Source organism: Sphingomonas sp. 1F27F7B (assembly GCF_005503355.1).
GTDB lineage: Bacteria > Pseudomonadota > Alphaproteobacteria > Sphingomonadales > Sphingomonadaceae > Sphingomonas.
The window spans coordinates 1-25,214 of record NZ_SCMK01000026.1 but is presented as its reverse complement, the minus strand read 5'-3'; the positions used below and the strand labels follow the sequence as shown (position 1 = coordinate 25,214).

Annotated in this window: 19 protein-coding genes and 2 pseudogenes; 6 read left to right on the top strand and 15 right to left on the bottom strand. The window is 59.1% G+C overall.

What is annotated here, in order from left to right:
• Positions 1-9: 9 nt before the first annotated feature.
• From FFS08_RS19580 to FFS08_RS19570, 3 genes are all read right to left on the bottom strand, one after another.
• Positions 10-1,869 (bottom strand): hypothetical protein, encoded by a 1,860-nt coding sequence (locus FFS08_RS19580; protein ID WP_137864233.1) that lies wholly within the window; start codon positions 1,867-1,869, stop codon positions 10-12.
• A gap of 146 nt (positions 1,870-2,015) precedes the next feature.
• A complete protein-coding gene (locus FFS08_RS19575) occupies positions 2,016-2,228 on the bottom strand; it encodes a hypothetical protein (RefSeq protein ID WP_249341237.1) in 213 nt (70 codons plus the stop codon).
• Between the two features lie 543 nt (positions 2,229-2,771).
• Complete coding sequence (locus FFS08_RS19570; RefSeq protein ID WP_212742047.1) at positions 2,772-3,068, bottom strand: RHS repeat-associated core domain-containing protein; 297 nt, start codon at positions 3,066-3,068, stop codon at positions 2,772-2,774.
• Positions 3,069-3,197: 129 nt separating this feature from the next.
• Here FFS08_RS19570 and FFS08_RS19565 point away from each other — a divergent pair, with 129 nt between their 5' ends.
• Positions 3,198-3,584, top strand: a complete 387-nt coding sequence (locus tag FFS08_RS19565) for a hypothetical protein (RefSeq protein ID WP_137864232.1) — start codon at positions 3,198-3,200, stop codon at positions 3,582-3,584.
• A 70-nt stretch (positions 3,585-3,654) separates the two neighbouring features.
• Here the strand turns inward: FFS08_RS19565 and FFS08_RS19560 are convergent, their stop codons facing one another.
• The 8 genes and pseudogenes from FFS08_RS19560 to FFS08_RS19525 all read right to left on the bottom strand — a co-directional run bounded on the left by FFS08_RS19560 (position 3,655) and on the right by FFS08_RS19525 (position 11,262).
• On the bottom strand, positions 3,655-4,014 hold the full coding sequence (locus tag FFS08_RS19560) for a hypothetical protein (protein ID WP_137864231.1): 360 nt from the start codon (positions 4,012-4,014) through the stop codon (positions 3,655-3,657).
• Positions 4,015-4,076: 62 nt separating this feature from the next.
• The gene (locus FFS08_RS19555) at positions 4,077-6,290 is read right to left on the bottom strand and encodes an RHS repeat-associated core domain-containing protein (protein ID WP_171012728.1); all 2,214 of its coding nucleotides are present in this window, start codon (positions 6,288-6,290) and stop codon (positions 4,077-4,079) included.
• 177 nt (positions 6,291-6,467) lie between these two features.
• The gene (locus tag FFS08_RS19550; RefSeq protein WP_137864229.1) at positions 6,468-8,717 is read right to left on the bottom strand and encodes an RHS repeat domain-containing protein; all 2,250 of its coding nucleotides are present in this window, start codon (positions 8,715-8,717) and stop codon (positions 6,468-6,470) included.
• 84 nt (positions 8,718-8,801) lie between these two features.
• Complete coding sequence (locus FFS08_RS19545; RefSeq protein WP_249341236.1) at positions 8,802-9,014, bottom strand: RHS repeat protein; 213 nt, start codon at positions 9,012-9,014, stop codon at positions 8,802-8,804.
• A 353-nt stretch (positions 9,015-9,367) separates the two neighbouring features.
• Positions 9,368-9,697 (bottom strand): annotated as a pseudogene (locus tag FFS08_RS19540) (transposase); the annotation flags it as partial.
• Between the two features lie 125 nt (positions 9,698-9,822).
• Complete coding sequence (locus FFS08_RS19535) at positions 9,823-10,494, bottom strand: aquaporin (protein ID WP_137864228.1); 672 nt, start codon at positions 10,492-10,494, stop codon at positions 9,823-9,825.
• The gene (arsC, locus tag FFS08_RS19530) at positions 10,491-10,922 is read right to left on the bottom strand and encodes an arsenate reductase (glutaredoxin) (RefSeq protein ID WP_137864227.1); all 432 of its coding nucleotides are present in this window, start codon (positions 10,920-10,922) and stop codon (positions 10,491-10,493) included. Before arsC ends, FFS08_RS19535 begins: the two co-directional genes overlap by 4 nt.
• A gap of 10 nt (positions 10,923-10,932) precedes the next feature.
• Entirely contained in the window at positions 10,933-11,262 is a 330-nt protein-coding gene (locus tag FFS08_RS19525) for an ArsR/SmtB family transcription factor (RefSeq protein ID WP_137864226.1), read from the bottom strand.
• A 257-nt stretch (positions 11,263-11,519) separates the two neighbouring features.
• Here FFS08_RS19525 and FFS08_RS19520 point away from each other — a divergent pair, with 257 nt between their 5' ends.
• Positions 11,520-11,978 carry a MarR family winged helix-turn-helix transcriptional regulator gene (locus FFS08_RS19520; protein WP_212742046.1) on the top strand — a complete coding sequence of 153 codons (459 nt, stop codon included), beginning with the start codon at positions 11,520-11,522 and terminating at the stop codon, positions 11,976-11,978.
• Positions 11,979-12,073: 95 nt separating this feature from the next.
• Positions 12,074-13,330, top strand: a complete 1,257-nt coding sequence (locus FFS08_RS19515) for a S41 family peptidase (protein WP_171012727.1) — start codon at positions 12,074-12,076, stop codon at positions 13,328-13,330.
• A 37-nt stretch (positions 13,331-13,367) separates the two neighbouring features.
• On the opposite strand, the pseudogene FFS08_RS19510 reads toward FFS08_RS19515, so the two are convergent.
• A pseudogene (locus FFS08_RS19510) lies at positions 13,368-13,549 on the bottom strand (IS5 family transposase); the annotation flags it as partial.
• Between the two features lie 546 nt (positions 13,550-14,095).
• Entirely contained in the window at positions 14,096-14,776 is a 681-nt protein-coding gene (locus FFS08_RS19505) for a DedA family protein (protein WP_137864224.1), read from the bottom strand.
• 195 nt (positions 14,777-14,971) lie between these two features.
• On the opposite strand from FFS08_RS19505, the gene FFS08_RS19500 reads away from it, so the two are divergent.
• The 3 genes from FFS08_RS19500 to FFS08_RS19490 are packed head-to-tail and all read left to right on the top strand — an operon-like array spanning position 14,972 to position 19,475.
• The gene (locus tag FFS08_RS19500; protein ID WP_171012726.1) at positions 14,972-17,380 is read left to right on the top strand and encodes a TonB-dependent receptor; all 2,409 of its coding nucleotides are present in this window, start codon (positions 14,972-14,974) and stop codon (positions 17,378-17,380) included.
• A 48-nt stretch (positions 17,381-17,428) separates the two neighbouring features.
• On the top strand, positions 17,429-18,097 hold the full coding sequence (locus FFS08_RS19495) for a response regulator (RefSeq protein ID WP_212742045.1): 669 nt from the start codon (positions 17,429-17,431) through the stop codon (positions 18,095-18,097).
• Positions 18,087-19,475, top strand: a complete 1,389-nt coding sequence (locus FFS08_RS19490) for a sensor histidine kinase (protein ID WP_137864222.1) — start codon at positions 18,087-18,089, stop codon at positions 19,473-19,475. Before FFS08_RS19495 ends, FFS08_RS19490 begins: the two co-directional genes overlap by 11 nt.
• Before the next feature lie 82 nt (positions 19,476-19,557).
• Here the strand turns inward: FFS08_RS19490 and FFS08_RS24355 are convergent, their stop codons facing one another.
• Both FFS08_RS24355 and FFS08_RS19470 read right to left on the bottom strand, forming a co-directional pair.
• Entirely contained in the window at positions 19,558-19,842 is a 285-nt protein-coding gene (locus FFS08_RS24355; RefSeq protein ID WP_366017765.1) for an RtcB family protein, read from the bottom strand.
• Between the two features lie 501 nt (positions 19,843-20,343).
• Positions 20,344-24,660 (bottom strand): RHS repeat domain-containing protein, encoded by a 4,317-nt coding sequence (locus FFS08_RS19470; protein WP_171012725.1) that lies wholly within the window; start codon positions 24,658-24,660, stop codon positions 20,344-20,346.
• Between the last annotated feature and the right edge of the window lie 554 nt (positions 24,661-25,214).

Genomic DNA, 25,214 nt, shown 5'->3' with positions numbered 1-25,214 from the left:
TATCCCCCTTTAGTAACAGGCTGCCAACCCGGCGCGCGGGCTCGTTTCCCAGATCTTGCTGCCGTCACGGTCATAGCCGTAACAGGTGCGCAGGCTGCGAATGACGCCGTCAGAATCCTGCGCAGTGACCGTCTTGCCCCGAAGCAGGAGATTGTTGCCGGTCGAACCCGTGCTGGGTCCATAGTCGTAACTGACGATTATTTCGTCCGCCGCGCCGCCGGCGCATGCGTTGCCCGTTGTCGCCGTCGCGCGGCAGCTGCGCTCCTCAGTCAGCACCCAAACCGCAGTCGCGGCCTGGACGAAGCTGCCGCCAGCGTTCTTGATCCACGCGTAGCGCTGCGCATAGGCATAGCGCTTGACTGCCTGGATTCCGTTTGCATCCGCCGGCCCAGTTTCGGTCAGCACGCCGCCATGTGCGCCGTCATAGGTGTAGTCCGTGCGCTTGCCATTGGCATCGATGACATAGTCAGGCTTGTTGCACGAAACGGGGTTTGCGCAAGTTGCCGGGAAACTTGCTGACGATGCGATATCCGCAAGGCCGGATCCCGGCTTGGCGCGGATTTTCTTCGTTACGAGATTTCCACGGGTATCGTAGCTGTAGGTGCCGCCATTTCCCTCCGGAACAGTTGTCGAGGCGACAAGGGCCGGCTCGCCCAGAAGGCTAGCGCCTCCGGTATAGGTGGCCGCCTGGACTGCCGATAGTTCGTCCGTGATGGAAAGCGCGGATCCGGAATCGTTCAGTTGAACAGTCTTCGTGCCTTTGGGCCCCGTAGTCGACGTCGTCGTCCGATACCCCATCGGATCCGGGCAAATCGGATTCGCCTCGAATGAATATGTGTATACCTCACCGGTGGCGGTTTCCTGCCGTATCACCTGGTCCATCCATCGCATCCCGGGAGGATCGGTTGGCTTGGACGGGTCCCGCCGGCAGATATTATAAGTATTGTTGATTACGCACGGCCCCGCGGCAGATTTTCTTATGCACGCGAGATGAGAGCGCGTATCATATTCATAATATGTGGTATTTCCGTCCGGCTTGTTGACACTCGTCAGAACCTGAGCGCCCGCCGCAGCTCCGTAATTATACGTCACCTGACGGGAATTTTGCGGACATGTCGATGAGGCGTTCACATAATCCGATGCCAGATTCACAACGCAAATTCTCAACGAATTGGTGCCATTCAAATTGTAATTGAAAAGCACCGCATACCCACGGTTATTTGTGATAATCTGGGGCCGATTGCTGGCATCATATGTGTAGGTGGCTATGGTGCCATCGGCGGCAGTCCAAGTTTGAACCCGCAAGCCCTGCGTGCGCGAGCCAAAATACAGGCGCGAGCCATCGGAATCCCTAAGTGTGTGATGCCCATCCTGCTCGGTGCCCGAAAACTCCAGGGTGGCCCCGCCCCAATAGGCGGGCCGATAGGTGCCTATGAACCCACCTGTCGGGCTCGAGGTGCCTCCAAGAAACGCAAGCGATTTAGCGCCATATACTATGTTGTATACATATGGCTGCTTGCCATTCGGATACGTGAACCCCTGCGTGATGTAATTATCTATCTTTCTGTTGTTGATGGCCGCGTCCAATGTGAGCGTCCACCCTTGCGAACCAAGTTCGGGAGAGGTGTTGCCGCCAATACTGCTTGTGTACTGCCGGGAAACATCGAGAGAGGCTGGGAACGGCCCGCTCCCGATAGAAAGATCCTTCTCTTCATATGAATATGCGCCAGTAGAGAAGCTAACCCCTGCCTCCGATCGCGTGTCTATGCGCGGCGGCGTGCCATCGCTTTGCATCTGCGCGAACGCTGATTGTGGCATCAACGCAAATGCAGCTACGAAAGATTGTAAGTAAATGACCCTACGCATCATCATGATTCCACCCGTGATAGCGATGAAATGAGGTTCCCGTTTCGCAAATGCGTCGCATCGCTTTCAGGAATGGAAAATTTGAGCATACGGATTTCGTGCTCGCCGCCGACTTAAACGCGGGGAGGGCGCTCGGTACGTGAGCAGTATCAGGGTGCCCCGGTGACGTTCACATTCGTCCGGTTGCCAGCCTTGTCGTAGCTGTAGTTGCTGGCGACGCCGTTGTTCACGCCGCCCTCCTGCTCGACCTTCACCAGCCGACCAAGGGCGTCATAGGTGTAGTTCGTTGTTTCGTTCGCCGGGGAGGGCGGTGCGGCCGTGGCAGCCAGCGCTACCAGCCCCAGCAGAATTGCTGCGGACATTGTCAAAACATGCCTGCCGTTACGCATCACTTCTCCCGCCGAAACCAACTCCCCGACATGCATATCCAAATGCCGGCGAACCACTGCCCCGGTACCATATCGGCATGCGCTATTTAGTCTACGGCCAAATGAGTCGGCTGACTGTCATCCGTAACGCCTTCCGAGCGCCGCGAGGGAGCGCCGCCAATTCGAGAGGAGGCCGACATTGTGCCGAAGCGATGCTGCGAGGCCGATGAAGGAGGGTCTGCACCGACTACAAGCTGCCAGTCCGCAACCGGCCCAGTATCGGTCACTCGACACCCAACGAGCGTCTGCGGTCACCGAAGGACCCCTCTGAGGCATCCTTATTTTGGATATGAGGCGGTCTTAATTGGGTACGACAAAGTCATGTTGTACCCAGATAAGACCGCCTCAAGAAAATGGCGGAAAACTGCGAGAGGCAGTTTTCCGTCTATGCGCCGTACCCGTCTAACAGTGCCTCAAAATCGCAATTCCGCGGGTAACGCTGCCTCAGAAATACACTGCGCAAGAATCCCTTTCATCTCAGTTGGTTGCTTGAGGCCCGGTAGCAGCGACATCGGACTTCTCGCAATCTAAGCTATCTCTACCCTTGCAATCTTCCCCCGTCGGATCGGTATTGTTCATCGGATCATCGCCGACATAGGCATAGAGGTTGACCTGATCCTCATACCCGATGGGATCGGTCTGGAGGAAGCGTCCGATGGTGGGGGAGTAGATGCGGGCCTTGTAGTGGTACATGCGCAGCTCGGGGATCCAGGCCTGGCCGGTGTACTGGAACCGGCCCATGTTGCCCGCCCCCGGGGATACCATATTCGTCATAGCTGTTGATCGCGAGCTTGGGAGACGGTCGACCAGCTCATCGAAATGCGTCGCTACTAGGAGTCGTTCGGGGTCGATAGACCCCTCTGCCTGAAGACGACCGCAGAGTATCACGCGTTCGCAGTCTATGTGCTGTCGCAGTCCGCGCTGGGCAAAGCCGGTGCGAAGTATCTGAAGAAGACTGACCCCAACCTCAAACGGCTGCGGCAATCGCTATGTGCCGCATGGCAGACTTCGAAGGCGGGCCTGACAAAGAAAGTCGATGGGGAAACTGCTGACCAGTTCGCCAAAATTCTGAGCAACGCAGGTATCCTGTGCAATCGGCGAGACGTTGATAATGCACGATCCGCGTTCAAACCTAAGAACTGCCCGAAAACTCCTGCCGTTATTTTGGCGATCGATAAACTCCGCATAGCGATTCCGACACTGGAGATCGACGCAATAGCTTCTCACAGCGAGGGGATCGATATCCTTTCCGCACTCGATAATCCGCATATCGCCGGACGAGAAATCTGACCCGCGCGCGATTCTTAAGTACCTGATTCAAAAGCTACTTGATGCCCCATCAAACCGTGTGGTCAAATACCTAGTTATCATACCAATCGGTTCTAATGAGGTCATCACTTATGTCCGACACCACAATATAAGAGCTTTCATAAGATATAGTGTCTGAATGTTTGTGGCATAACCATGCATCATAATCATACCCAAAAGAAAAAAATCTACATCCACTACCTCGAAGTATTGCCGATATATTATCTCTTATAGCCATATCAACAATGCTAAAAATATCCTTTGCCGCCACTCGCGAACCGATGCCAAAATGCCCTGAGCGGTCACACGGCTTTATCACCTGATATTTTGTGATGACTACGTGCGCTTCCTCATTGTCAATTAAAAATGCCTCCAGAAACTTCGACAAAGCATGAATGTAGTTACGCTCCATATTACTATCGATCGTAAGATCAGAATATTCACAAGACGGAGCTATATTTATCAGCCGCAAAATTAAGGCCCTATTGGATCGAGGAACCTATCAAAAGTCCCTGCTCTTGTTTCTTTTGAGTTTAAGCCGTCTGGCGTGTAGGCGCCTTTCCAAGCCCCTCCGTTATGCGTCGTTCCGGTAGCTTGAGCCGGCCTGTCTCTCGTATAGTACATTCCGCTCTTAGGATCATGCCATATTTTAGCCCCGCCTTTCGATATTTGACCCGTGTCAGTCCAACCCCGAGCCCTCGCATCTCTCGACGCATCAGTGTCGGTAAGATAGGGCTGCCTCGGATTGATTCTAGTAAATTGAACCCCGATTCCTGTAGTTCTTTTGATGGCTGAAACCACATTGTTTTCTACATTCTGATCGCGAGTGGTCTGACCATCAACAGTTACGGAGCCTGCCTTTTTGCCGTTTCGTGTGAATGTTATTTTTGTATTTTTATCATCAGTAGGTGATGCGTGGCATTTGATAGTGGTGACCTCTCTACTTCCACTCGCAACTATGGTGACGTCACAAGTTACCTTGTCTTGGCCGCTCGGATCGCGCCCGTTGACTGGATCATTCCCCACGTACGCATAGAGGTTGATCTGGTCCTCATATCCGATGGGATCGGTCTGCAGGAACCGCCCGAGGGTGGGCGAGTAGATGCGGGCCTTGTAGTGGTACATGCCCAGTTCGGGGATCCAGGCCTGGCCGGTATATTGGAACCGACCCATGTTGCCCGTCGCCGGGATACCATATTCGTCATAGCTGTTGATCGCGAGCTTGTTGCCGCCGGCATCGGCGACCGACACGATCGAGCCCTGATGATCGACCTGCATGCTGCGCAGGTCGGCGAGCGATGCCCCCTCATACCAGAGCATCGGATCGTCTTCGCCGACACTGTGCACATAGCGCCGCAGCAGATTGCCCGATCCGTCATATTCGACCGTGAGCTGGTCGCCGTCATAGAGGAAGCGCGTATCGCTCACCCCAGCCCGATAGACCTGGTAGAGCCGGCCGAGCGGGTCATAGATCAGGTTCACGCCCGCCGAGTTCGCCACCAGCCGGTTCTCGGCGTCATAGGCGTAATTGGTGGTGCCATCCGAGATCAGGTTGCCATTGGCATCATAGCCGAAGCCGGTGCCGGCCACGCTCGCATATTGGTTGAGCCCGTTCGGCGCATAGCCCCGATTGACGTTCACGAAGCCCGTGAACGCATAGGCATCGTTGGACCGCGTCCTGCCGACGATCTGATTGGCTGGATTATAGCCGAGAGACGTCGTCACGTCATAGGCCGAGCCGGCCAGGTCATGGGTGATGCTCGCCGGCCGCGAGATCGGGTCATAGCCATAGGTCGAGAAGACCGCCCCGCGCCACTCGCCCCAGCGGCGCCCCTGGCTGTCCCAGTCGAAATGCAGCCGCTGGTACAGGCCGCTTTCATAGGTGTCCGTCGGCCGGTCGAGGCCGTCATAGGCATAGGTGAAGACATTGCCGTCCGGATGGGTGATCCGCGTCCGGTTGCTGTCAGCATCATATTGATAGCTCAGGCTGCGGCTCACCCCGGCCATGCTCGTGGCGCTCGACGTGATCCGTCCGAACCCGTCATAGACCTGCGTCACCGCATCCGCGCCGCTTGCGCTGTCGAACCGGGCCGCCGTCTGCAGGCCGCGCAGGTCGTAGCCGTAATAGACGCTGCGCGTCGCCGGGGGGTTCACGCTGGTGCAGGCATAGCCCGCCACGCACGCCGTCGGCACGATCTTCGCCGTCATCCGGTTGAGCGCGTCGAAGGTATAGCCGAACACCCGGCCGTCACGCTTCCTCAGCGAGGTGCGGTTGCCGTTCGCGTCATAGCCATATTCCTCGCGGTCATTGGTGTTGACCGCGCCCGCCGTCGCCAGCGCATTGGCGGGCGTCGAGGGGTTGTAGCCACCCGGCGCACTCGTCGAGGGGAATTGCCACTGCACCTGGCGATCATATGCGTCATAGACCAGCCGGGCCTTGTTGCCGTTCGCATCGACGACATATTCCTGCTTGCCGTTCGGTGTGTAGCTGTACGTCGTATAGGCCTGCTCGAGGCTCGTCCCCACGGCCTTGCGTACCTGGAGCAACTGGTCCGCCGCGTCATAGACGTTCTTCGTGATCCGGTCCGGGCCCTGGCTCCCTTCCGTCCCCAACGCGCAGGCGCTTGCCGGCAGGCTTCCGAACACCGCCGGATTCATCCGTACCGCCGTGCAATCGAGACGCTCCATTGCATCGTAACTATATTGGGTCACGCTGTGTATTGTCTGCGCGTCGGCGGTAGCCGAAATGCACCCTGCTGCCGCAAGCGCCAAGCCAGCGCATGTGTTCGTTTGAAGCTTGTGTCCTAACGACATCTCAAAACCCCTAAGAACCGGTTCCGCAAATCATGAGGGAGCGGAAAAAAACTAAGGCGTGACGACTTCCTTCTTCAGGGCAGCGCCGGTGACGGGGTCATATGTGACGCGGTCGAAGCGATTTACCGTGAAATCCGAACCATCGACATTCTGACCGGAGCCATATTCCGTCCTGATCTCATTGCCGTCGGCATCATAGACATGGCGCACCATCGTTCTCGGCAGTGGGCCCGCACCGTCCGGATCCGGAGAAATCTCGAAGACCTTCCGCCGTAACCGGTCATAGGTCACGTAGCTCGTTTCATCCACGTCGGTCCGCGGACCTTTCATGGATGTCACGTTCCCCGCATAGTCATAGGTGTAGGAAGTCACATAAGATTGACTGCCATCGCCCAGCGAATCTGTCTTTGACGTCAGGAAGAGATTGTTGCTGTTGTAGCTGAACTCGGTCACCCGTTCGGCGGAGGTTCCCACGCAGGAAGCCGGATTGGACGGCAAAGCGCTGATGCACTCGGAAGCGCGAGCGAGCCGCCAGACGGGCGGCCCGTTCACCAGCTGCCCGCTTGCGTTCAGTGTCTTCGGATAGAGCTGCGCATAGGTATAGCGCTTTTGCGGCCGCACCCCGTTATCGTCCGCCGGAAGGGTCTCGGTCAGGATTCCGCCATGAGCAGGATCATAGGTGAAATCGGTCTGGTTGCCTTTGGGGTCTCGAATATAGTTCGGCTTGTTGCACACTCGGTATGTCGGCACCGTGCAACTGCTTGCCAGGCCGACCGTCGTGGTCAACGCGGCACCTCCACCAGCCGGAAGCAAGGAGGAACTCGACACCGCTCCATGGGCGTAGCTGTAGCTGACCCCGCTCCCGTCGGGGCGGGTGATATTCGACAATCGCGAAAGTCGCGCATAGCCGGGGATGCCGTAAAAATAGCCTTCCTGGCCGGAATATCCGAAAGCCACCGTTCGTCCTAGCCCGTCCGTTTGGGACTGAAGAAGGCCGAATCGAACCACAAAGCTCTCGGTCGACCCGTCGGGGTTGGATACCGTGCCCTGATATCGCTCCGGCACGTAATTGTAGTTATCGTAAGTAACCGAATAGGAGGTGGTCGTGTTCTTTGTCACTTGGAATGACAAGGAGGGAAAGGCCCCTTGTGGCGTGGAGAAACCGCCATTGACCCCTCGAAAGGAGCTATATGGGGGCAAGGTCATCCCTCCATATTGAACGGCGCCGCCATTTGGTTTGGTTACGGTCACCCCCCACGGCGACGAGGTCGTGTTCACCGTGGCAATAGGTACAGCGTTATTGACCAGCGTCAGCCCTCCCCCGGCTGCAGGGTTTCTGACAGAAGAAAAAGACGCAGCGCTGAAGCTGCGGCTCGCTGTGGTGGGATCTGCATATTCAGCGCTGGTATTGACCGCATATAGCGTGCCGCCACCGGCCGCTAAATCGCCTATGGGCAGCATTGCCCCCGGATTCGCTCCACCGGTTGGTGTGACGGATGATAAGTAGATTCGATATCCTAGAGAGCTATCGATGGCGTTCCATTTTGTCGGCCCGGGGTTTCCTCCCACGGCGTAATTCACTTCGCCATAGTTGGCATAAATGTAGGATATTTCTTCTCCGTCCGGCATCACGGTCTTCGTTGGCCAAGCATATGCCAGGTGGTCAGCCGTAAGCGTGTTGGTGTACCAGTTTCGAAGATTGAGATCATATGACACGGACGGCATCCGGAAATCCGTGCGGGTTCCATCGTTCGCCAGATAGAGCGAGCAAGTTCCTCCCGAATGCATCGAGTAGGCGCGCCCAGAACAGACGAGCATAGCGCCGTCGTCATTGTAATCGGAATACGTGTCGGAGCTCGAAGTACCGGTCGAAGTGCCCCACGGCGAAAAAGTCCAGGCGACATGCCCTATAGGCGGGAATCCCGGATAGTAAGTCTGCGATATAGTTCCCAGCGCGAACACGTGCACCGAGCCACGCGCTGCAACCCGCATGACCATGAAACCGCCGCCATAGATCGTGACGCGCTCGATCTGTATGTAGGATGCATGATTGATTACGCCACCAGAGTCATACCCCGCTTTCATTCCACTGAACTGGTTCCCGATATCGATCGACTCATAGTACAGATTCGAAATCGTTCCCGAACTACGATCGACGCCCGAGCGGTCAACCGTCGGCTGCATTGCAGGAAGGGGAGGTAAGACCGAAGGCGTCGCGGTCTGAGCAACGGCCTGTCCGCAAATGCCGGCCACAAACCCCATGCCGAGCAACGGCGTAGCCAAGCCCATGGGAAACTTCATTGGCAACTCCAGCAGTATCGGTGGAACTTAGTCGCTGCGGTGGCGTGACGCGCTGAAGGGCGGCCTCTCCAGGCGCGGGATCCCTCAGGGTGCCCCGGTGACGTTGACGTTGGTCCGGTTGCCGGCCTTGTCGTAGCTGTAGTTGCTGGCGACGCCGTTGTTCACGCCGCCTGCCTGCTCGACCTTCACCAGCCGGCCCAGCGCGTCATAGCTGTAGTTCGTCGTTTCGTTGGCCGGAGGTGGCGGCGATGCCGTCGCGGCCAGCGCCCCCAGCCCCAGCAGAATCGCCGTGGACATCGTCAAGACATGCCTAACCTGACGCATCGCTTCCCCCTTCGAAACGATCTCCCGGCATGCGCATCGATCCCGGGTGGAAACATCGCTCCCAGCCAGAATATCGACGCGTATCCCTTAGTCCGCAACCGAAATGAACAAGCCCCGCAACGGATGACACCGTTCCGGGGCAAATGCGATGCAAGCCCTTGCCAAAGGCCAGCTCAAGACGCGTGGGTGCGCATCCTATACGCCCCAATTGCTGACACTAGAGACTGATGTGCCGGGCGTCCGCTATTGGGCCGATTGTGTTGAAAGAGGCGGTGCGAGGGGCCGTCCGGACTGTATCGCCGATTTGAAGAGCGAGCTCCGACGGATCATGCCGGCAGCGGCTGAGCGGACATCGGGATGATCTTGGCCAGCTTGCGGAGGTTCTGGGCGGTGGCAGCGAGGTGGAACTCGTCTCTTGCGCCATTGGGTCCGCGCAGGCGCAAGCGATCCAGCTTCAGGATGCGCTTGAGGTGGGCGAACAGCATCTCGACCTTCTTTCGCTGGCGGCGTGAGACGAGATACGCGTCGGTGGCGGCGATATCGCGGGCGAGGTCTCGCGCCCCTTCGTGGATCGATCGGGTGACCTTGCGGGCGGGCATGTTGGGCGTGCATTGCTGCCGGAAGGAGCAGCCCTGGCAGTCCGGCTGGCGCGCGCGAAGTGGATCGATCCGTCCTTGTCGACGCCGCTGGTCGTCGCCCAGGCCGCACGCCGGCCGGTCGATGACGAAAGAACGGTCGAGCGCGGGTAGATGGTCGGGATCGTTCAGAGTGCGGACGCGACTCATGCTACTTCTTCTTGTTGTGCCGCCGGGAAGACGATACCGCTGGCGAAATGGGCGGCTATCGCGCCGAGGATCTGCGCGGCGACGAACGCCGGCACGCAGGACGGGGCGATACCGGCGAAGCTGTCGCTCAGCGATCGGGCGACGGTGATGGCGGGGTTGGCGAAGCTGGTGGAAGAAGTGAACCAGTAGGCAGCCACGATATAGAGCGCGACGCTGGTCGAGATGCAATCGGAGCGCATTCGCATAGTCCCGATGATCGTCAGGAGCAGCCCAAAGGTCGCCACAGCCTCTCCGTCCCACTGACCCCAGCCATAGTGCAGCTTCGTCGACAATTGCAGGATGGGCAGGTCGAACATCAGATGCGCCAGCCACACGCCAATGATGCCGCCCGCAAGCTGTGCGATGATATAGGCCAGCGCGGCGTCAGTGCGGATGTGTCCACGCAAGCGCATGACGAGCGTGACGGCGGGGTTCATGTGGGCGCCCGACACAGGCCCGAGCATCGTGACCAGCACGAACAGAATTGCCCCCGTTGCCAGCGTGTTTCCTAGAAGGGCAACAGCAGCATTCCCGCCGGCCAGACGCTCCGCCATGATCCCGGAGCCGATGACGGTCGCGAAAAGGAGTAGACTGCCGAGCGCCTCAGCGAGAACGGCGCGGTGGTTCACGCCGGATGCGTGCGATTGCTGGCAGCATCGACGACCTGCTCGCCGTCCTCCTTGGCAAAGGCGCCTTGCTGCGGGTCCGGGAGGATGTCGAGGACTGCTTCAGACGGCCGGCACAGCTTCACGCCGAGCGGCGTCACCACCAGCGGCCGGTTGATGAGGATCGGGTGCTCCATCATCGCGTCAACCAGTGCCTCGTCGCTCAGGCGCGCGTCGCCCAGCCCGAGATCGGCGAAGGGTGTGCCCTTCTCGCGAAGCAGTTGGCGTGGCGTCAGGCCCGCGCGCTCGATCATCTCGATCAGTAGAGCCCGCACCGGCGGCGTCTTCAGATACTCGACGACGTGCGGCTCGACGCCCGAGTTGCGAATGAGGGCGAGCGTGTTGCGCGACGTGCCACAGGCGGGATTGTGGTAGATGACGATGTCGGTCACGGGCGATCCTTCAGCAGCAGGTGAGCTCGGCAAGCAGCGGCTCGCACAGTTCGGAGCGACCGCCGCAACAGTCCTTGGCAAGGAAGGTCATCAGCGCGACCAACGTCGATACGTTGGCGCGCTGTATCTGTTGGCGCCCGCGCTTTTCGGCAGTCACGAGGCCGACCCTCGCCATCACGGCGAGATGGGTGGAAAAGGTGCTTTGGCCCAAGCCGCTTGCCTCGACCAACGCGCCGGTCGGCAAACCTTCGGGCTCGTGCCGGATCAGCAGCCGAAAGGCATCAAGCCGCGTGGGATGTGCAAGCGCCGCCAAAGCCGCAATGGCAGAATCGTTCTCCATGCATCGGAATTACCCGATACTTCTCCTGATGGCAATAAGCATCGACTTTTCCCGATGTAACGAGCGGCCGCTTTCGAGATCGGCGATCATTCCCGTGAACTTGGCGGCCGCCAAGCCAGGGCCAGCGGCTTAGGCGGCGATTTGGTAGGGTTACAATGCAAAGGCGCGCTCCACTGGACCGCGTCGTTCAGTTCAGCCGGCGGGGTTGTCGGATATACAAGTGCTTGTATATTCCGCTCATGACTAGGCCTGCCACCTTGGGCACACTTCTTCGCAGGCTGATCGATCAGCTCGATGGCGCCGTCGAACGGGCCTATGCGGATGCGGGCCTTGACTATCGGCCACGCTTCACACCGATCGTCCGCGCGCTGACAGCCGAAGGCCCACTGACGATCCGCGCGTTATCACGAAGGATCGGGGTGACACATTCGGCGACCGGCCAGACAGCGAATGAAATGGAGCGCCGGGGATTGGTGACCTTCGCCGCGGGCACCGATGCACGAGAACGCATCGTCACGCTTACCGCGCATACGGAAGCCATCCTGCCGGAGCTCACGCAGCTCTGGGTCGCCACCGAAGCCGCGGCACGCACGCTCGATGAGGAACTGGGTCAATCGCTCCCCGCCCTGATCGCCAGAGCGCTCGAACTGCTCGAATCCAGGCCATTCGACGAACGGCTGAGGGCTGCGATCGCCTCCCGACCATCCAAGCAATGAAAGGTCCAACCTCGATGTCGATTCGTCCTGTTGCGGCGTTCCTTCTGCTCGTGAGTTCCCCTGCCTGGGCACAATTGAGCGTTGCCGAAGGACCCATGGCGACCGTTCAGCCGCTTAGAGGCGAAGATCGCTCTGCCGCGATTGCCGAGATCACCAGGAAGCTGGAGGAACGCTACGTCTTCCCCGACCGGGTCGCTGCCATCCGCGCACGCCTCAAGGATGGAATGACTTCCGGACGATACGATATCGAGAACCCCCCGGCATTCGCCGGACGCGTGACCGAGGATCTTCGCGCGGCAAGCGGCGATCGCCACCTCTACCTGAACTATGCTCCCGGCCAGTTCGCTGCGGCCAGGGCAGGTGATGGGAAATCCGACAACCGCGCCCTCGAAGCATTCTGGGAACGCCGCGCGCGCCGGGACAATCAGGGCCTCGGCGAAACGAGAATCCTCCCTGGCAATATTCGCTACCTGCGTATCACCGCCTTCGAATGGGTCCAGGATCAGACCGGCGTCGCCTATGATGCCGCGATGCGTTTCCTGCGCGACGGCGATGCGATCGTCATCGATCTTCGGGGCAATGGCGGCGGCTCGCACGCGGCCGTTCGCTATCTCCTCAGCCATTTCATGGGTGCCGACGAACTCGACATCACCTTCCTCCAGGCTGGCAAGGATCCCGTCCAATCGCGCACCTTGGATTATCTTCCGGCGGGTCGCCTGAAGGGGAAGCCGCTCTATGTGCTGATCAGCGACCAGGTTGGATCCGCGGCGGAGGCGTTCGCTTACGACGTCCAGCAATTTCGCCTTGGAACCCTGGTTGGCGCAACCACCGCAGGGGCGGCGAACAACAATGAATTTTCGCCGGTCGCGCCGGGTTTCATGCTGAGCCTATCCTATGGGCGGCCGGTGCACCCGGTGTCGAAGACGAATTGGGAAGGCGTTGGCGTGAAGCCCGATGTCGCGACGGATCCCGATCGAGCGCTCGATCTCGCACAGTCCCTGGCCCTCGCCGCCTTGCTCGATCGGAGCGGCTCGGACGCCGGTGACCGGGCGGAATGGGAATGGGCACGTCCCGCAGTCGATGCCCGGGTGAACCCGCCCCGGCTCCAACCGGCTGCGATGCGGCAGCTGGCTGGCCGATATGGCAGCCAACGCATCCTCTGGAGCGGCGGCGCGCTTCATCTGGCCCGGAAGAATGGGAAAATGGCGCGGCTCATTCCCCTGACGAAGGACGGGCTGTTCGGCGTCGAAGGGTATGACGATCATCTCCATATCCGCCTGACCGGAGAGGTGATGGAACTGCAATGGAGCGACGAGGCCGCGGCCACGCGCCTGCCCAGATCCAAGGACTAGGACTGGCGCGCCTGCCGCCAAATCTGAGCGAACCGCCACGTCGCCGATAGCGCCACTTGTCGTACCTGACCGGCTCGTTGCGCGATCGCCGGCCTGGGATACAGGGTTGGATGCCCTTGGCGTGTCGCGGAACCAGTCAGCGTCGTAGCCGCGATCACCGAGCAGCTACTGCGCCTTGGGCATTTCCTCGAGGAGGGCCGCCGCGCCGGTGTAGTCGCTGTGTCGTACCCAGTTATCCATGAGGTACCGCTCCTCAGCCTCGGTCGCGACGCCGATCCATGGGGATCGAGTATCGCGGTCGCCCAAGCTAACCCGCATTTCTCTGATTCCAGATTTTGCGGGTTAATCAAGGTAATCGTCCATCATGATCGTGGTGGAATAGAACAAGGTTATTTCTTCGACAGCGCCGACGGCAATTCCGGCAGGTCGGGCCCATTCGACTGGCGCATGGCTGAAGCCATCGAGCGAGCAGAGTGGTTCGCAAGGGCTCATGGCAATCGTCCGAACGGCGCGGTTTCGACATAGCCAGCGGCTGGAGATGGCGGACAAGGGATTGTCGGGACTTCAGGCTGTTAGATGTTCAGTCCGCGCACCGTTGAGAAGATCATCTCGGACGTCGGGGACGAGCTCGCGTGGAGTTTCCAGGGGTGCGCCGAGCCTATAGAGAAGCGCGATCCGCCGATCGGCTTGCTGAAGTGCGAGGATATCGGAGAGGGGGCCGGCGCTTGAGCGTGTGGATGGATATGAATGAACCGCCGCTGGTCGTTATTTAGACGAACTGAGGCCGTTCGCGCCGGCCGATGTACGGCCGCGAGCTCTACGGGCCCGGCGTCGCGCGGCGATCGCCTTGGAGTAGAACCAGCTGGCAATCGCAAAGACGATCCCGATGCCCAGGCCCAGCAGCATCAGCGATCCGTCATCGGCCTGTCCCTTTGCCACGAGGTGCTTCGCGGAGAGATAGCCGGGGGCAAATAGCGCTGGGACCCACAGCGTGGCGGAGAAGACGTTGGCGAGTTGAAACGAGCGTGCCGGCATCCGCGTGACGCCCGCGACCAGCGGGACGACCGCTCGCAGCGGACCGAGGAAACGCCCCGCAAAGACGGCGAAGAAGCCAAACCGACGGAAGAAGAGGCGAGCTTGCGCAACGGCGGTGCGGTGTTCGCGCAACGGCCAATGCCGATAGGCCGTGGGACCGAGGCGGTCGCCGATGTAATAGGACACCCAGTCGCCAAGCACCGCGCCGGCGATCGCGGCGAGCAGGATTGACACCGGATCGAGCTTACCGGTGGCAAGCAGGCCGCCGGCTGCGATCATCAGCGAGGTGGCGGGGATGAACAGCCCCACCAGCACAAGCGACTCGCCAAAGCACAGAAGGCCAATGACCAGCGGCGCCCAGCCGGCATTCTCCGTGATGATCCTGGTCGCCGATGCCGCCAGCTCTTCCACGCCAAAACTCCGAAACCAATGATCTCGCCTATTCGCAGAGACAGGCTGAACGAAGCCTCTACAGCAGCGGTTGCGACGGGGCTCGCAACTTGAGCGCGGTTCGATCCGCCATCAGCTGTTTATCAGCAAGCATGTGTACGGCGAATGCGGGCCACCCCTGGAAGCCCGTTGTATCCATTCTCGCTGGGCAGATTCATGAAGACCATTCTCTATTCGGGATTATCGCTTGCGCTCGGTTCGTTGTCTGCTGTTCCCGCCCAGGCAGATCAAACCCGCGACGATAAGCGACAAGAAACTGACCGGAAGCAGATCCCTGAAAAGGACCGGAATGAGGCGTCTGAAGAAGAGTGGAATGGGGCGCCCGTGGAGATCGTCGTCACCGGAAGCACACCTCTTCTCGGTAGCGGACTCGATGCCAACAAGGTGCCCAATGCCGCCTATGTCTTCAGCCGGCGGGATCTCAGTCGTACCGGGGAGCCGAGCCTGATCGGCACGCTCGATAGCTGGGCAGGCAGCATCAACATGAACGCCACGATCGGCAATCCGAACCAGCCCGACGTGCAATTCCGTGGTTTCACGGCATCGCCTTTACAGGGGCTGCCGCAGGGGCTCGCAGTCTATCAGAATGGGATACGGATCAACGAAGCCTTTGGCGACACGGTCAATTGGGATCTGATCCCGATGGTCGCGATGGATTCGATGAATCTCACCAGTTCCAACCCCGTCTTCGGCTTCAATGCACTGGGCGGCGCCGTGGCTTTGGAAATGAAAAACGGCCGGACGTGGCAAGGCGCCGCCGCCGAGGCATCGACCGGCTCGTTCGGCCGGCTGAACGCCTCCGCAGAAATCGGGAAGCGCTGGGATGACTGGAGCATCTATGCCGCCGTCAGCCGCATGGGCGATAGCGGGTGGCGCGAGCGCATGCCCTCGCGCGGCGTGCAGATCTATTCCGATATCGGTTACGATGCAGGTGGGACCAGCGCGCACCTGACGATCAACGCTGCCGACAATTATCTCGTCGGCACCGGGCCGACGCCCGAGGCATTGCTTGCGCTATATCCCCGCACCGCGCCCGGTCTGAACTATCCTGCCTATAACAAGAATCGCCTGTTCATGATCGCTGGCCAGATCAGTCAGGATTTGGGCAGTGACTGGCGATTGGACGGGCGGTTCTACACGCGCGCATTCCGCCAGCGATTGCTCAACGGCAATGTGACCAGTGCAAGCCCCTGTGCCGATGATCCTGGCTATTTCTGCTCGAGCGGCACGAACCACGCCGAATTTCCCCTTTATGATACCCGAGGGCGGCGCGTCCCTGTCAGCGCGGGCGGTGAATTTCCGGCCGAACTCGATTCAGCCAATACGCGCACCAACAGCCGCGGCGGATCGCTGATGCTGACGAACAACGCGCCGCTATTCGGCCACGGCAACCATCTCGTGATCGGAGGCAGCTTCGATCACGGCAACACGACATTTGCCGCGGGCGCGGAAATCGGCAGCTTCGATCTCGACCGCAATACGCACGGCAGCGGCCTTGAGGTCGATTCGCAAGGCGCGATCCGCCAGGTGCTCCTGCGCACCCGCAACCAATATGGCGGCTTCTACATCAGCGATACGTTCGACATCACCAAACGCCTCTCGCTAACCGTCAGCGCACGCTACAACATCGCCGATCTGCGCTTGCGCGATCAGCGCGGCAGCCTGCTCGATGGCGACCATCGTTTCACGCGCTTCAATCCCGGCGTGGGCGCGACCTGGCGCTTCCTGGACAGCACCACCGCTTACATCAACTATGCAGAAACCAATCGCGTGCCGACGGCGGCCGAACTCTCATGTGCCGATCCCGAGATACCCTGCACGATGGCGAGCTTCTTCATGTCCGATCCGCCGCTGGAACAGGTCGTGTCCCGCACCTGGGAAGGGGGCCTGCGTGGCGAGATTTCGACGGGTAGAAACGGGCGCATCAGCTGGAACGGCAGCGTTTTCCGTACCGTGAACAGCAACGATATCCTGGAAATCGCCAGCGGCATTCCCGGCCGCGGATATTTCCAGAACGCAGGGCGCACGCGCCGACAAGGTGTGGAGATCAACACAAGCTACAGGGACGGGAAATGGCGTCTGTTCGCCAACTACAGCCTGATTGACGCAACCTATCGCAGCCCGCTGACACTCAACAGTCCGTTCAACCCGTTTGCCGATGAAGACGGCGAGATTTTCGTGCAGGTCGGCAACTCCATTCCAGGTGTGCCGAAGCACCGGCTCAAGCTGGGTGTCGACCGGGTGCTGACCGACAAATGGTCGATCGGCGGATCGGTGCAAGCAGTCAGCAGCCAGGTCCTGTTCCAGGATCAAAGCAACCAGACGCCGCGCCTACCAGGCTATGCGGTCGCCAGCATTCACAGCGCCTATGCACTTGGCTCAGGTGTTCAACTGTTCGGCAGCGTCAATAATCTGTTCGATCGTCGCTATTCGGTTTACGGGACCTGGACCGACGCCTCCGGCGTACCGTTCCCGCAGCTGCCAGGTGGCGAGATCGGCGTCACCCGTGCTTTCGGCGCAGCTCCGCCTCGTGCCTTCGTCATTGGGATCAAGGTCAAACGATAACGCAGCGCCAGGCTGGGGCCAGGGGGTGCCCCGGCGATCGGAGAACGCATGATGCACTTGCTGCTGGTCGAAGACGATCCCGTAATGGCCGAAGGCATATGCCGTACCATGGCCGAGTCCGGACACACCATCGTTCATGTGGATTCCGCGGGATGTGCCCGGGATGCGATAGCAGTCGAGCCCTTCGACGCGGCGATCGTCGATATCGGCCTGCCTGACGAATCCGGCACCAGCCTGGTGTGCGGACTCCGGCGGACCGGCAGCAGGCTGCCCATCGTAATCGTCACGGCGCGGGATTCGGTTACCGACCGTATCGATGCGCTGGACCTCGGTGCGGATGATTATCTGGTCAAACCCTTCTCCCTGCTCGAACTGGCCGCGCGATGCCGGGCGGTGGTACGCCGGCTTGGCGCGGCCGCAAGTTCGCAACTGACCGTGGGCGCGCTCAGCCTCGATCTCGTGCATCGTACCGCAACTCTAGGGGGCTCGCCGATGCCATTGACCCCGCGGGAATGGGCCATTCTGGAATGCCTTGCACTGCGCGCGCACCGCGTGGTCTCTAAGGATCATTTGCTCACAATCATTAGTCCCTGGGACCGGGACATGACGATGAATAATGTCGAATCACTGATCTCGCGCCTGCGGGCAAAATTGGCTGGTCAGTCCAGCATCAGTACCCTGCGGGGTTTTGGATATCGGCTCGACGATGAACGATAGCGATCCTGGGCCGAATGCGAAGGCGAGCCCGCCCTATACGATCCGCCGCCGCTTGCTGCTTTGGCTGCTCCCGCCGCTTTGCATCGTGCTCGCGATCGGCGTCGCGCTCGATTATCACAACGGCATGGCTCCCCTGCGCCGCGCCTATGACCATACACTCGCCAATGCCACCAACGACATTGCCGCTGCGATCGAAGGCAAGGGGGACCTCGCCGATGCACGAGCCAGGCGGATACTGGCCTCCCTCGATGTCGGATTGGCGGATTACCGTAGCTACTATCGGCTCCGTAGCGTCGCGAACGGGGAGATGGCCGGACAGGCGGACCTTCCCGAAGCTTCGATCACCGCCCCCGTCAGCTTCGCAGATACGTTCTACCGAGGGCAGAAACTTCGGATCGCCAGCCGCAGGATCGATACCGGGGCCGGGCCGGTCATTGTGACCGTCGCGGAAACGACGCAAAAACATGATGCCGCGAGCTGGCGCATCGTGGGGAGCCTGTTGCTGACGGACGTGCTCCAACTTGGGGCCACCATCTTGTTCGTCTGGCTTGGCGTTCGGCAGGGACTTCGCCCGTTATCGCGGTTGCGCGAAGATATTTCTCAGCGCTCCCCGAGCACGCTTGAGCCACTTGATCCCGCGACCGTGCCGGAAGAGGTGCAGCCAATCGTTGCGGAACTGAACCGGCTCTTTGCCACCGTTCGCGAGAGCGCCCTTTCGCAGCAGCGCTTCCTTGCGGATGCCGCGCATCAGATCCGGACGCCGCTTGCTGGGCTGCGCGCGCGCGTGGAGTTGATGCATCGCAAGACAGCGGTTGATGCACAGCATCGCGATCTGGAGGTATTGCTTTCCAGTATCGACCGACTGAGCCACACCGCGCATCAGTTACTGGCGCTGGCGCGCGCTGACCCCAGTGCGCGCGCATCTATCGATTTCGTGCCGGTTGATCTTCTCTCGCTGACAGCTGATGTGGTCGAGCATCAGTTCGATCATGCGCTGGCACGCCGCATCGATCTCGGCCTGGATGCTGTTCCGATCAGCGTGACAGGCAGTCCATGGATGCTCCGCGAGCTGTTGCTCAATCTCGTCGATAATGCGCTCCGATACACCCCAGAAGGTGGCCAGGTGACGGTTCGCTGCGGTGCGCAAGGCGAGGGTGTTTTCCTCGCGGTCGAAGATGATGGGCCCGGCATACCTGTTGCTGAAAGGGCGCATGTCTGCAATCGCTTCTATCGTATGCCGGGATCGCCAGGGTCGGGATGCGGTCTCGGATTGTCGATTGTTGCCGAGGTGGCGCGTTTGCATATGGCCGATCTTCAAATAGGTGATGGGCTCAGTGGCCGTGGCACGCGCGTGAAAGTGCTATTCGGTGGAGGCTGAACTGACACTGCCTTCTTGGCGGTCCCTCGGTTTCTCATCCGGGCGTGATGCGAGTTCAGCCTGTATCCATATTCGGCTGGCGTCAGCCACCCAAGAGTCGTGTGAGGCCGGCTCTCACTATAGTCCCGCCGCCAGGCATTTGCCAACGAAGGAAGGCCGACTTGCGCCAGACGCTCGGTTGCGTCGGGCCAAGGTGTTTCCGGCCCTTGTAGTTTGCGCTCGGCGGCGTCCGGGCGGAACTTGCTCCGGTACGCCACAGGCCCATTCCACAACCAATGTCGCTGCCGACGAGGTGCGGATAGATGTGGCTGCGCGACCAGAACGCCACGCCAACGGCAATGCCCCGGCCGGCATGAAGGTCAGGCAGGCCGACGACAAGGTCGATACCCAGAAGCTTCGCGGTCTGGTGGAACTGATCGACCGCGGTTTGGTCGCCCCACTTTCCGCCCGATTTCGATGCGACAAAGCGCTATCCGGCGGTGGTGTCGAACCACTCCATCGGCAGTTGCAAGGAGCAAACCGCCGGCGATATTGCGTCCGCGTGATACGATCGGTGCCAAATGTTCTGACGACGGACGCCTCGCATCATCTGATCGCCTTTATGGGTTCACGGCCCAGTCAGCGAAATTCTCGTCGTGTGAAGATATGGCAGCACTCAAACTCGGTGACCAGCGCACAGCCTCGGAGTCAAACTCAACGAGGCGCTCAAGTGTGAGGTTGGAGAGGAATTCTTCATTCGATTGATCACCAACCCTAAGCATGTCTGCATGTAAAACGTAAAAAAGCGGCTCTGATAAACGCTGTACAACAGTATATCTCCATAACTCTCCACAGTTCTTAACGTTATAAACTATAGTAGAAACGTACATCATTTTGGTATCCACTTTCCAGATTGCATTCGAGCCTGCGTATTCGCCCTAGTTTGATCCGCCCATCTGGTAATTACGATCCCTTGTCCGTTCGTAATGACGACCCGCCCACCATTCACATATACGGTATGGCCTGTGTCAGCGTCTATAAACGTACGCCCTTCACGTACGACTCTATTCGGATCTCCCACCTCGCGATGGGTGTCGCCGGCGCGCGCCTCAAGACGACGCTGTATGGCATGATCTACTTCGCCAGTCAGCGTCTCGCGCGCTGCGTCCAGCCTCGACGCGGGGTTATTCTGGAATCCGTAGCCGGGCTGCCCCGGAGGCAATTCAAATCCGTTTGCGTCCGCTTGCGCTGCTTGCAGTCGCCCGGTGGAAGTGGGGTCGTTCATATTCCGCGTGTCCGGGATCCGAGCTCCGGCCGACCCTTCAGCAGGCCGCCAGACACCAGCGCGGGTTAAGGGGTCAGGATTGAGCCTCTGCGCCTCACGTTCAGCTTCCTCGCGCCCTTCTCTAGGATCGCGCTCCTCACATTCTGGGCACAGACCCGTGGCATCAGACTGATTTACCGGATCGTTCCCGACATATGCGTATAGGTTGATCTGATCCTTGTATCCGATCGGATCGGTCTGCATGAACCGCCCGAGCGTGGGCGAGTAGAACCGCGCTTTGTAGTACCAAAGGCCAAGCTGCGGCACCCAAAGCTGGCCGGTATAGCCGTAGCGACCGATATTACCTGCCGCGGGGATACCGTACTCGTCATAGGAATTGATTGCGATCAGCGCGCCCGTCGCATCCGCTATCGACACGATGGAGCCGTGTTCGTCGCCTTGGAGCGCGCGCGGACTGGCGGTTGCGCTGCCGTCGTACCAGATCAGCGGATTATCCCCGCCTGCACCCAGCACGTAACGCGCGGTCATACCGGTGCCGTTATAGTCTGCGATCCGCTGGTCGCCGGCATAAAGGTAAGTCTCGGTTGTTGTCGCATTCGCCACCGCGTACAGCCGCCCGAGCGGATCGTAGGTGAGCGCCGCCCCACCCACGCTCGCCACCAAGCGGTTCTCCGCATCGTAGGTAAACCCGCTTGTCCCATCCGAAACCAGATTGCCGTTCGAATCATAGCCGAAGCCGGACGTCGCGCCACTAACCGTCGTGTACTGGTTGAGTCCATTTACCGTATAGTCGCGGCTCACATTGAAGTAGCCGTTCCAAGCATACGCCGCGTTCGACCGCGCGCGTAAGGTATTCTGGCCCGCCGGGTTGTAGGCGAACGTAGTTGTAAGGTCCGCGCTCGTACCCGCCAGGTCGTCACTGAGGCTCGCCAGTCGCGACAGGCCATCATACCCAAAGGTCGTGGTTACGGCACCACGCGCCTCGCTCGCCTCGCGCCCAGCCACATCATAGGCCATCGCTGCAATCTGAATGCCATTCACGCTCACCGACGTCATCCGGTCGATCCCGTCGAGGCCGAGCGTGACCGTGGCGCCGTCCGGCCATGTGATTCTGCTGCGCGTTCCGTCCGGGCTATAGTCATAGCTGACTGTCCGGCTCACCCCGCCCATCGATACCGTCTGGGCGGTGAGCTGACCGAGCCCGTCATAGACATTGTCCACCGCATCGGCGCCGCTCGCCGAATCGAACCGGGCATAGGTTTGCAGGTTCCTGAGATCATAGCCGTAATAGACGTTGCGCACGGCGCTCGACGGCGGTGTCGTACATGCATACCCCGCAACGCACGCCCCGGGCACGGTCTTAACCGTCATTCGGTTGAGCGCGTCATACGTATAGGTAAACAGTCGCCCGTCGCGCTTGCGCAAACTCGTCCGATTACCGTTGGGATCGTAGGTATAGGCTTCGTAGTCGGCAGCGCTCACCGACCCTGTGGTCACCTTGTCGGGAAAGTTCCACTGCACGAGCCGGTCGAGCCCGTCATAGGTATACGCCGCCTTGTTCCCATTGGCATCGGTCACGCTCGCCTGGCTGCCATTAGGCGTATATGTATAAGTCACGTAATTCTGTTGCAGCGAGGTGCCCACGCCCTTTTGCACCTGAAGCAACTGCCCCGCGGCATCGTACACGTTCCGCGTGATCCGGTCAGGGCCGTCGCTGCCCGTTGTTCCCAACGTACAGGCGTCCGCGGGTAACGATCCGTATACCGCCCGGTTCATCCGCGCCGCCGTGCATGCCAGGCGCCGGTTCGCATCGTAGCTATATTGCACGGCGCTCAGCGCCGAGAGCGAGCTGTCTTGACCGATTACTAAGGTCTTGAGTTCGTTGGTGTAGCTTGTCCGAACGGATTTCACCGCCGTGAAGCTCTGCCACGCCGTGTCATCCTGGCCGTTAGTAAATCCCTCTTCCTCGAGCTGCGGCTGACCAAATCCGGTATAGGAAACCCGATGCGCCGCATTCGAAAGGCTTCCGCTCGAATTTGCTGCCGCCGGACCTATCTCGCCGACCAGCTTCCTCGTTTGATCATAGATAAAGCGGGTTGTATCTGCGGCGCCTGGATTCGGGCCATCGACGAAGATCTTGTTTCCTACAGCGTCATACGTATTGGCAACGGTCCGAAGCACCGCACCCACACCCGTTTTCGTCGTCTCGCTCAACACGCGCAGGTTGGCATCATACTGATACTCAATCCTGATCTCGTCGGCGGTACCGAAACAATTGGCAGTTGCCTGGCAGCTCGACTTGGACGCCAGAACGCTTACCCCGTTTACCCGGGTGTAGCTAAAACGACTTTCCGGTCGAATCCCCGAAGGCGTGGCCGGTGAAAGAACCTTGGTTACCTGTCCGGTCGTGTCATCGTATTCGTAATTTGTAACGGCACCTCGAGGATCCGTCGCCGTCACAGGCTTATTGCACGTTGGCGCATAGACGCACGTGGCCGGAAACGTTTGACTATAAACAACGTCGGCCAGTGACCCAGGCACCTTCGCGATGTGGCGGGCCTCCGTGACATTCCCTCGAGAGTCGTACGTGTAAGTCCACGTGTCGCCTTCGGGGCTACGCTTGGAGGTCATCCGACCATAATTGTCGTACGTAAACCGCGTAACAGCACCATTCTCATCCGTGATGGACAATAGATGCCGGTGGGCCCAGCTGCTGACATAGACCCTATGATATCCGTTTGCGCCGGTTACCGTCGTTGTTCGAACGATATCGAATTTATTGGAATTTTGCTGATCCGTTACGGTCGCATCGACAAATGAATATTGATACGTAGCCGCACCGATAATCACAGTCTTCGGCTTATTGTACACCGGGTCAAAGGCGTTTCCGGTATCCTGAACATTCTCACCATTCTTACATATGACAACGGCTGGCGCGGTTTCCCCCGAATGAACAAGTGCACTATACCACGGCTCGCCTGAGTTATCGATATAGAGGTCGGGACAATAGTTTCGCGGGTTACGGATTGCATATTGTGTGAGGTGCCCCGCCGCATCGGCCACGGGCTCGACGCCATTATCGACCACATACGGATCGGCAGTCTCAATCGGAGAGCCAAAGAAGTTTACAGTTGGCCTCGCCGCGGTTGGCGTACACGTCATGCTATCGACGCAAGCATCGACAGCCGAATTGACCATGATGACCTTGCCGAGGCGGCCACCTCCCTGGGTCAAATTTTCATACCAGGTATTGGGATCCGGCTCGTTGGTACTATCGACCTGATATTTGTAGAATACTTTATATCCCGCCGAGTTTTCTACCGACGAAATCGGATATTCGTGCCCTTGCACCTGTCCGCAAGTCCAGGTTCCATTCACGTTGCGAAAGTAATATGGATTGCAGAATGCCCAATCCTTATAATGAAACGTAGTCGTGAACCCGTCCGGCCTGACGATGTCGCTTATCAGCCCAGCCGCTTGCCCAAAGGCAAGGGAGATCGCGGTGGCATGAATTGTCGTGCCGTCTCGCATTGTAAATGTGTACGACCGCGAGGTATTCGACGGACTCGCCACCTGCACCGATACACCATCTCCTCTCGCGGAGTAGTAGCTCGTCGGAAACGGGTTGGGATATGTATAAGGCTGGGTCGGTCGGAGGTCGGCCAAGTACCCATCAACCGACAAACTCATGGATCCGACCGCAGGAAGATTCAGATTGGTTTGGTAGCCTTCAAAGTTACTGCCAACAAGATCGAACCCCATTTGCGGAACTATATTCCCGCTATCCCCCGTCTTGAAAGCGAATCCATCTTCTGACGAGCCAATACTAGCCTGCTTCTCAGAATTAAGATGGGATCCGGTTATGACATCTATGCCGTTCGGATCTATATTGTAGTTCTCTTGGGGACTCGGGAAAGCCATTGAATCCTGGGCATGAGCAGATCGCGCTAAAAACAATAGCGCTGATAATAATAAAAAGAATTTTAGGAGGGTAAATTTGTATATTTTTCCGCCCTCGCTTCGATTTATCATTAGCATTGGCGCCCACCCCTTCAGGTATAATTTTGGTACAAAACCTCAAAAACGCGTGAGATATAGTCGATCACTACTCTAGTAAATCGACACGGCTCCGCTCGTTATTCGACTATCAGAGCCCCATACCCATGTCGCATATTTACCACTTACGGAGTAATCCGCCGAAGCTCTTGTTAAGAGGCCAACCCCCGGCACGTATATCGACGCCCACCCGGTATTACCCGGAGCAGTTACCCCGCCCATAGAAAACCAGATGAGGCCTGCGTCGTTTTTCAGCAGAACAACGGCATTACCGCCAAAACTGGCGTTACTTATGGAGCCAAGGCCTATCGCAGGAAAATATCCGGAAATATCCCGACAACTGTTATCATCACACAGCGTGTCGAAACCACTTGTCAACGTAGCGGACCACAGAGCGGGCGCTGGAGTGGGGGTGGGGG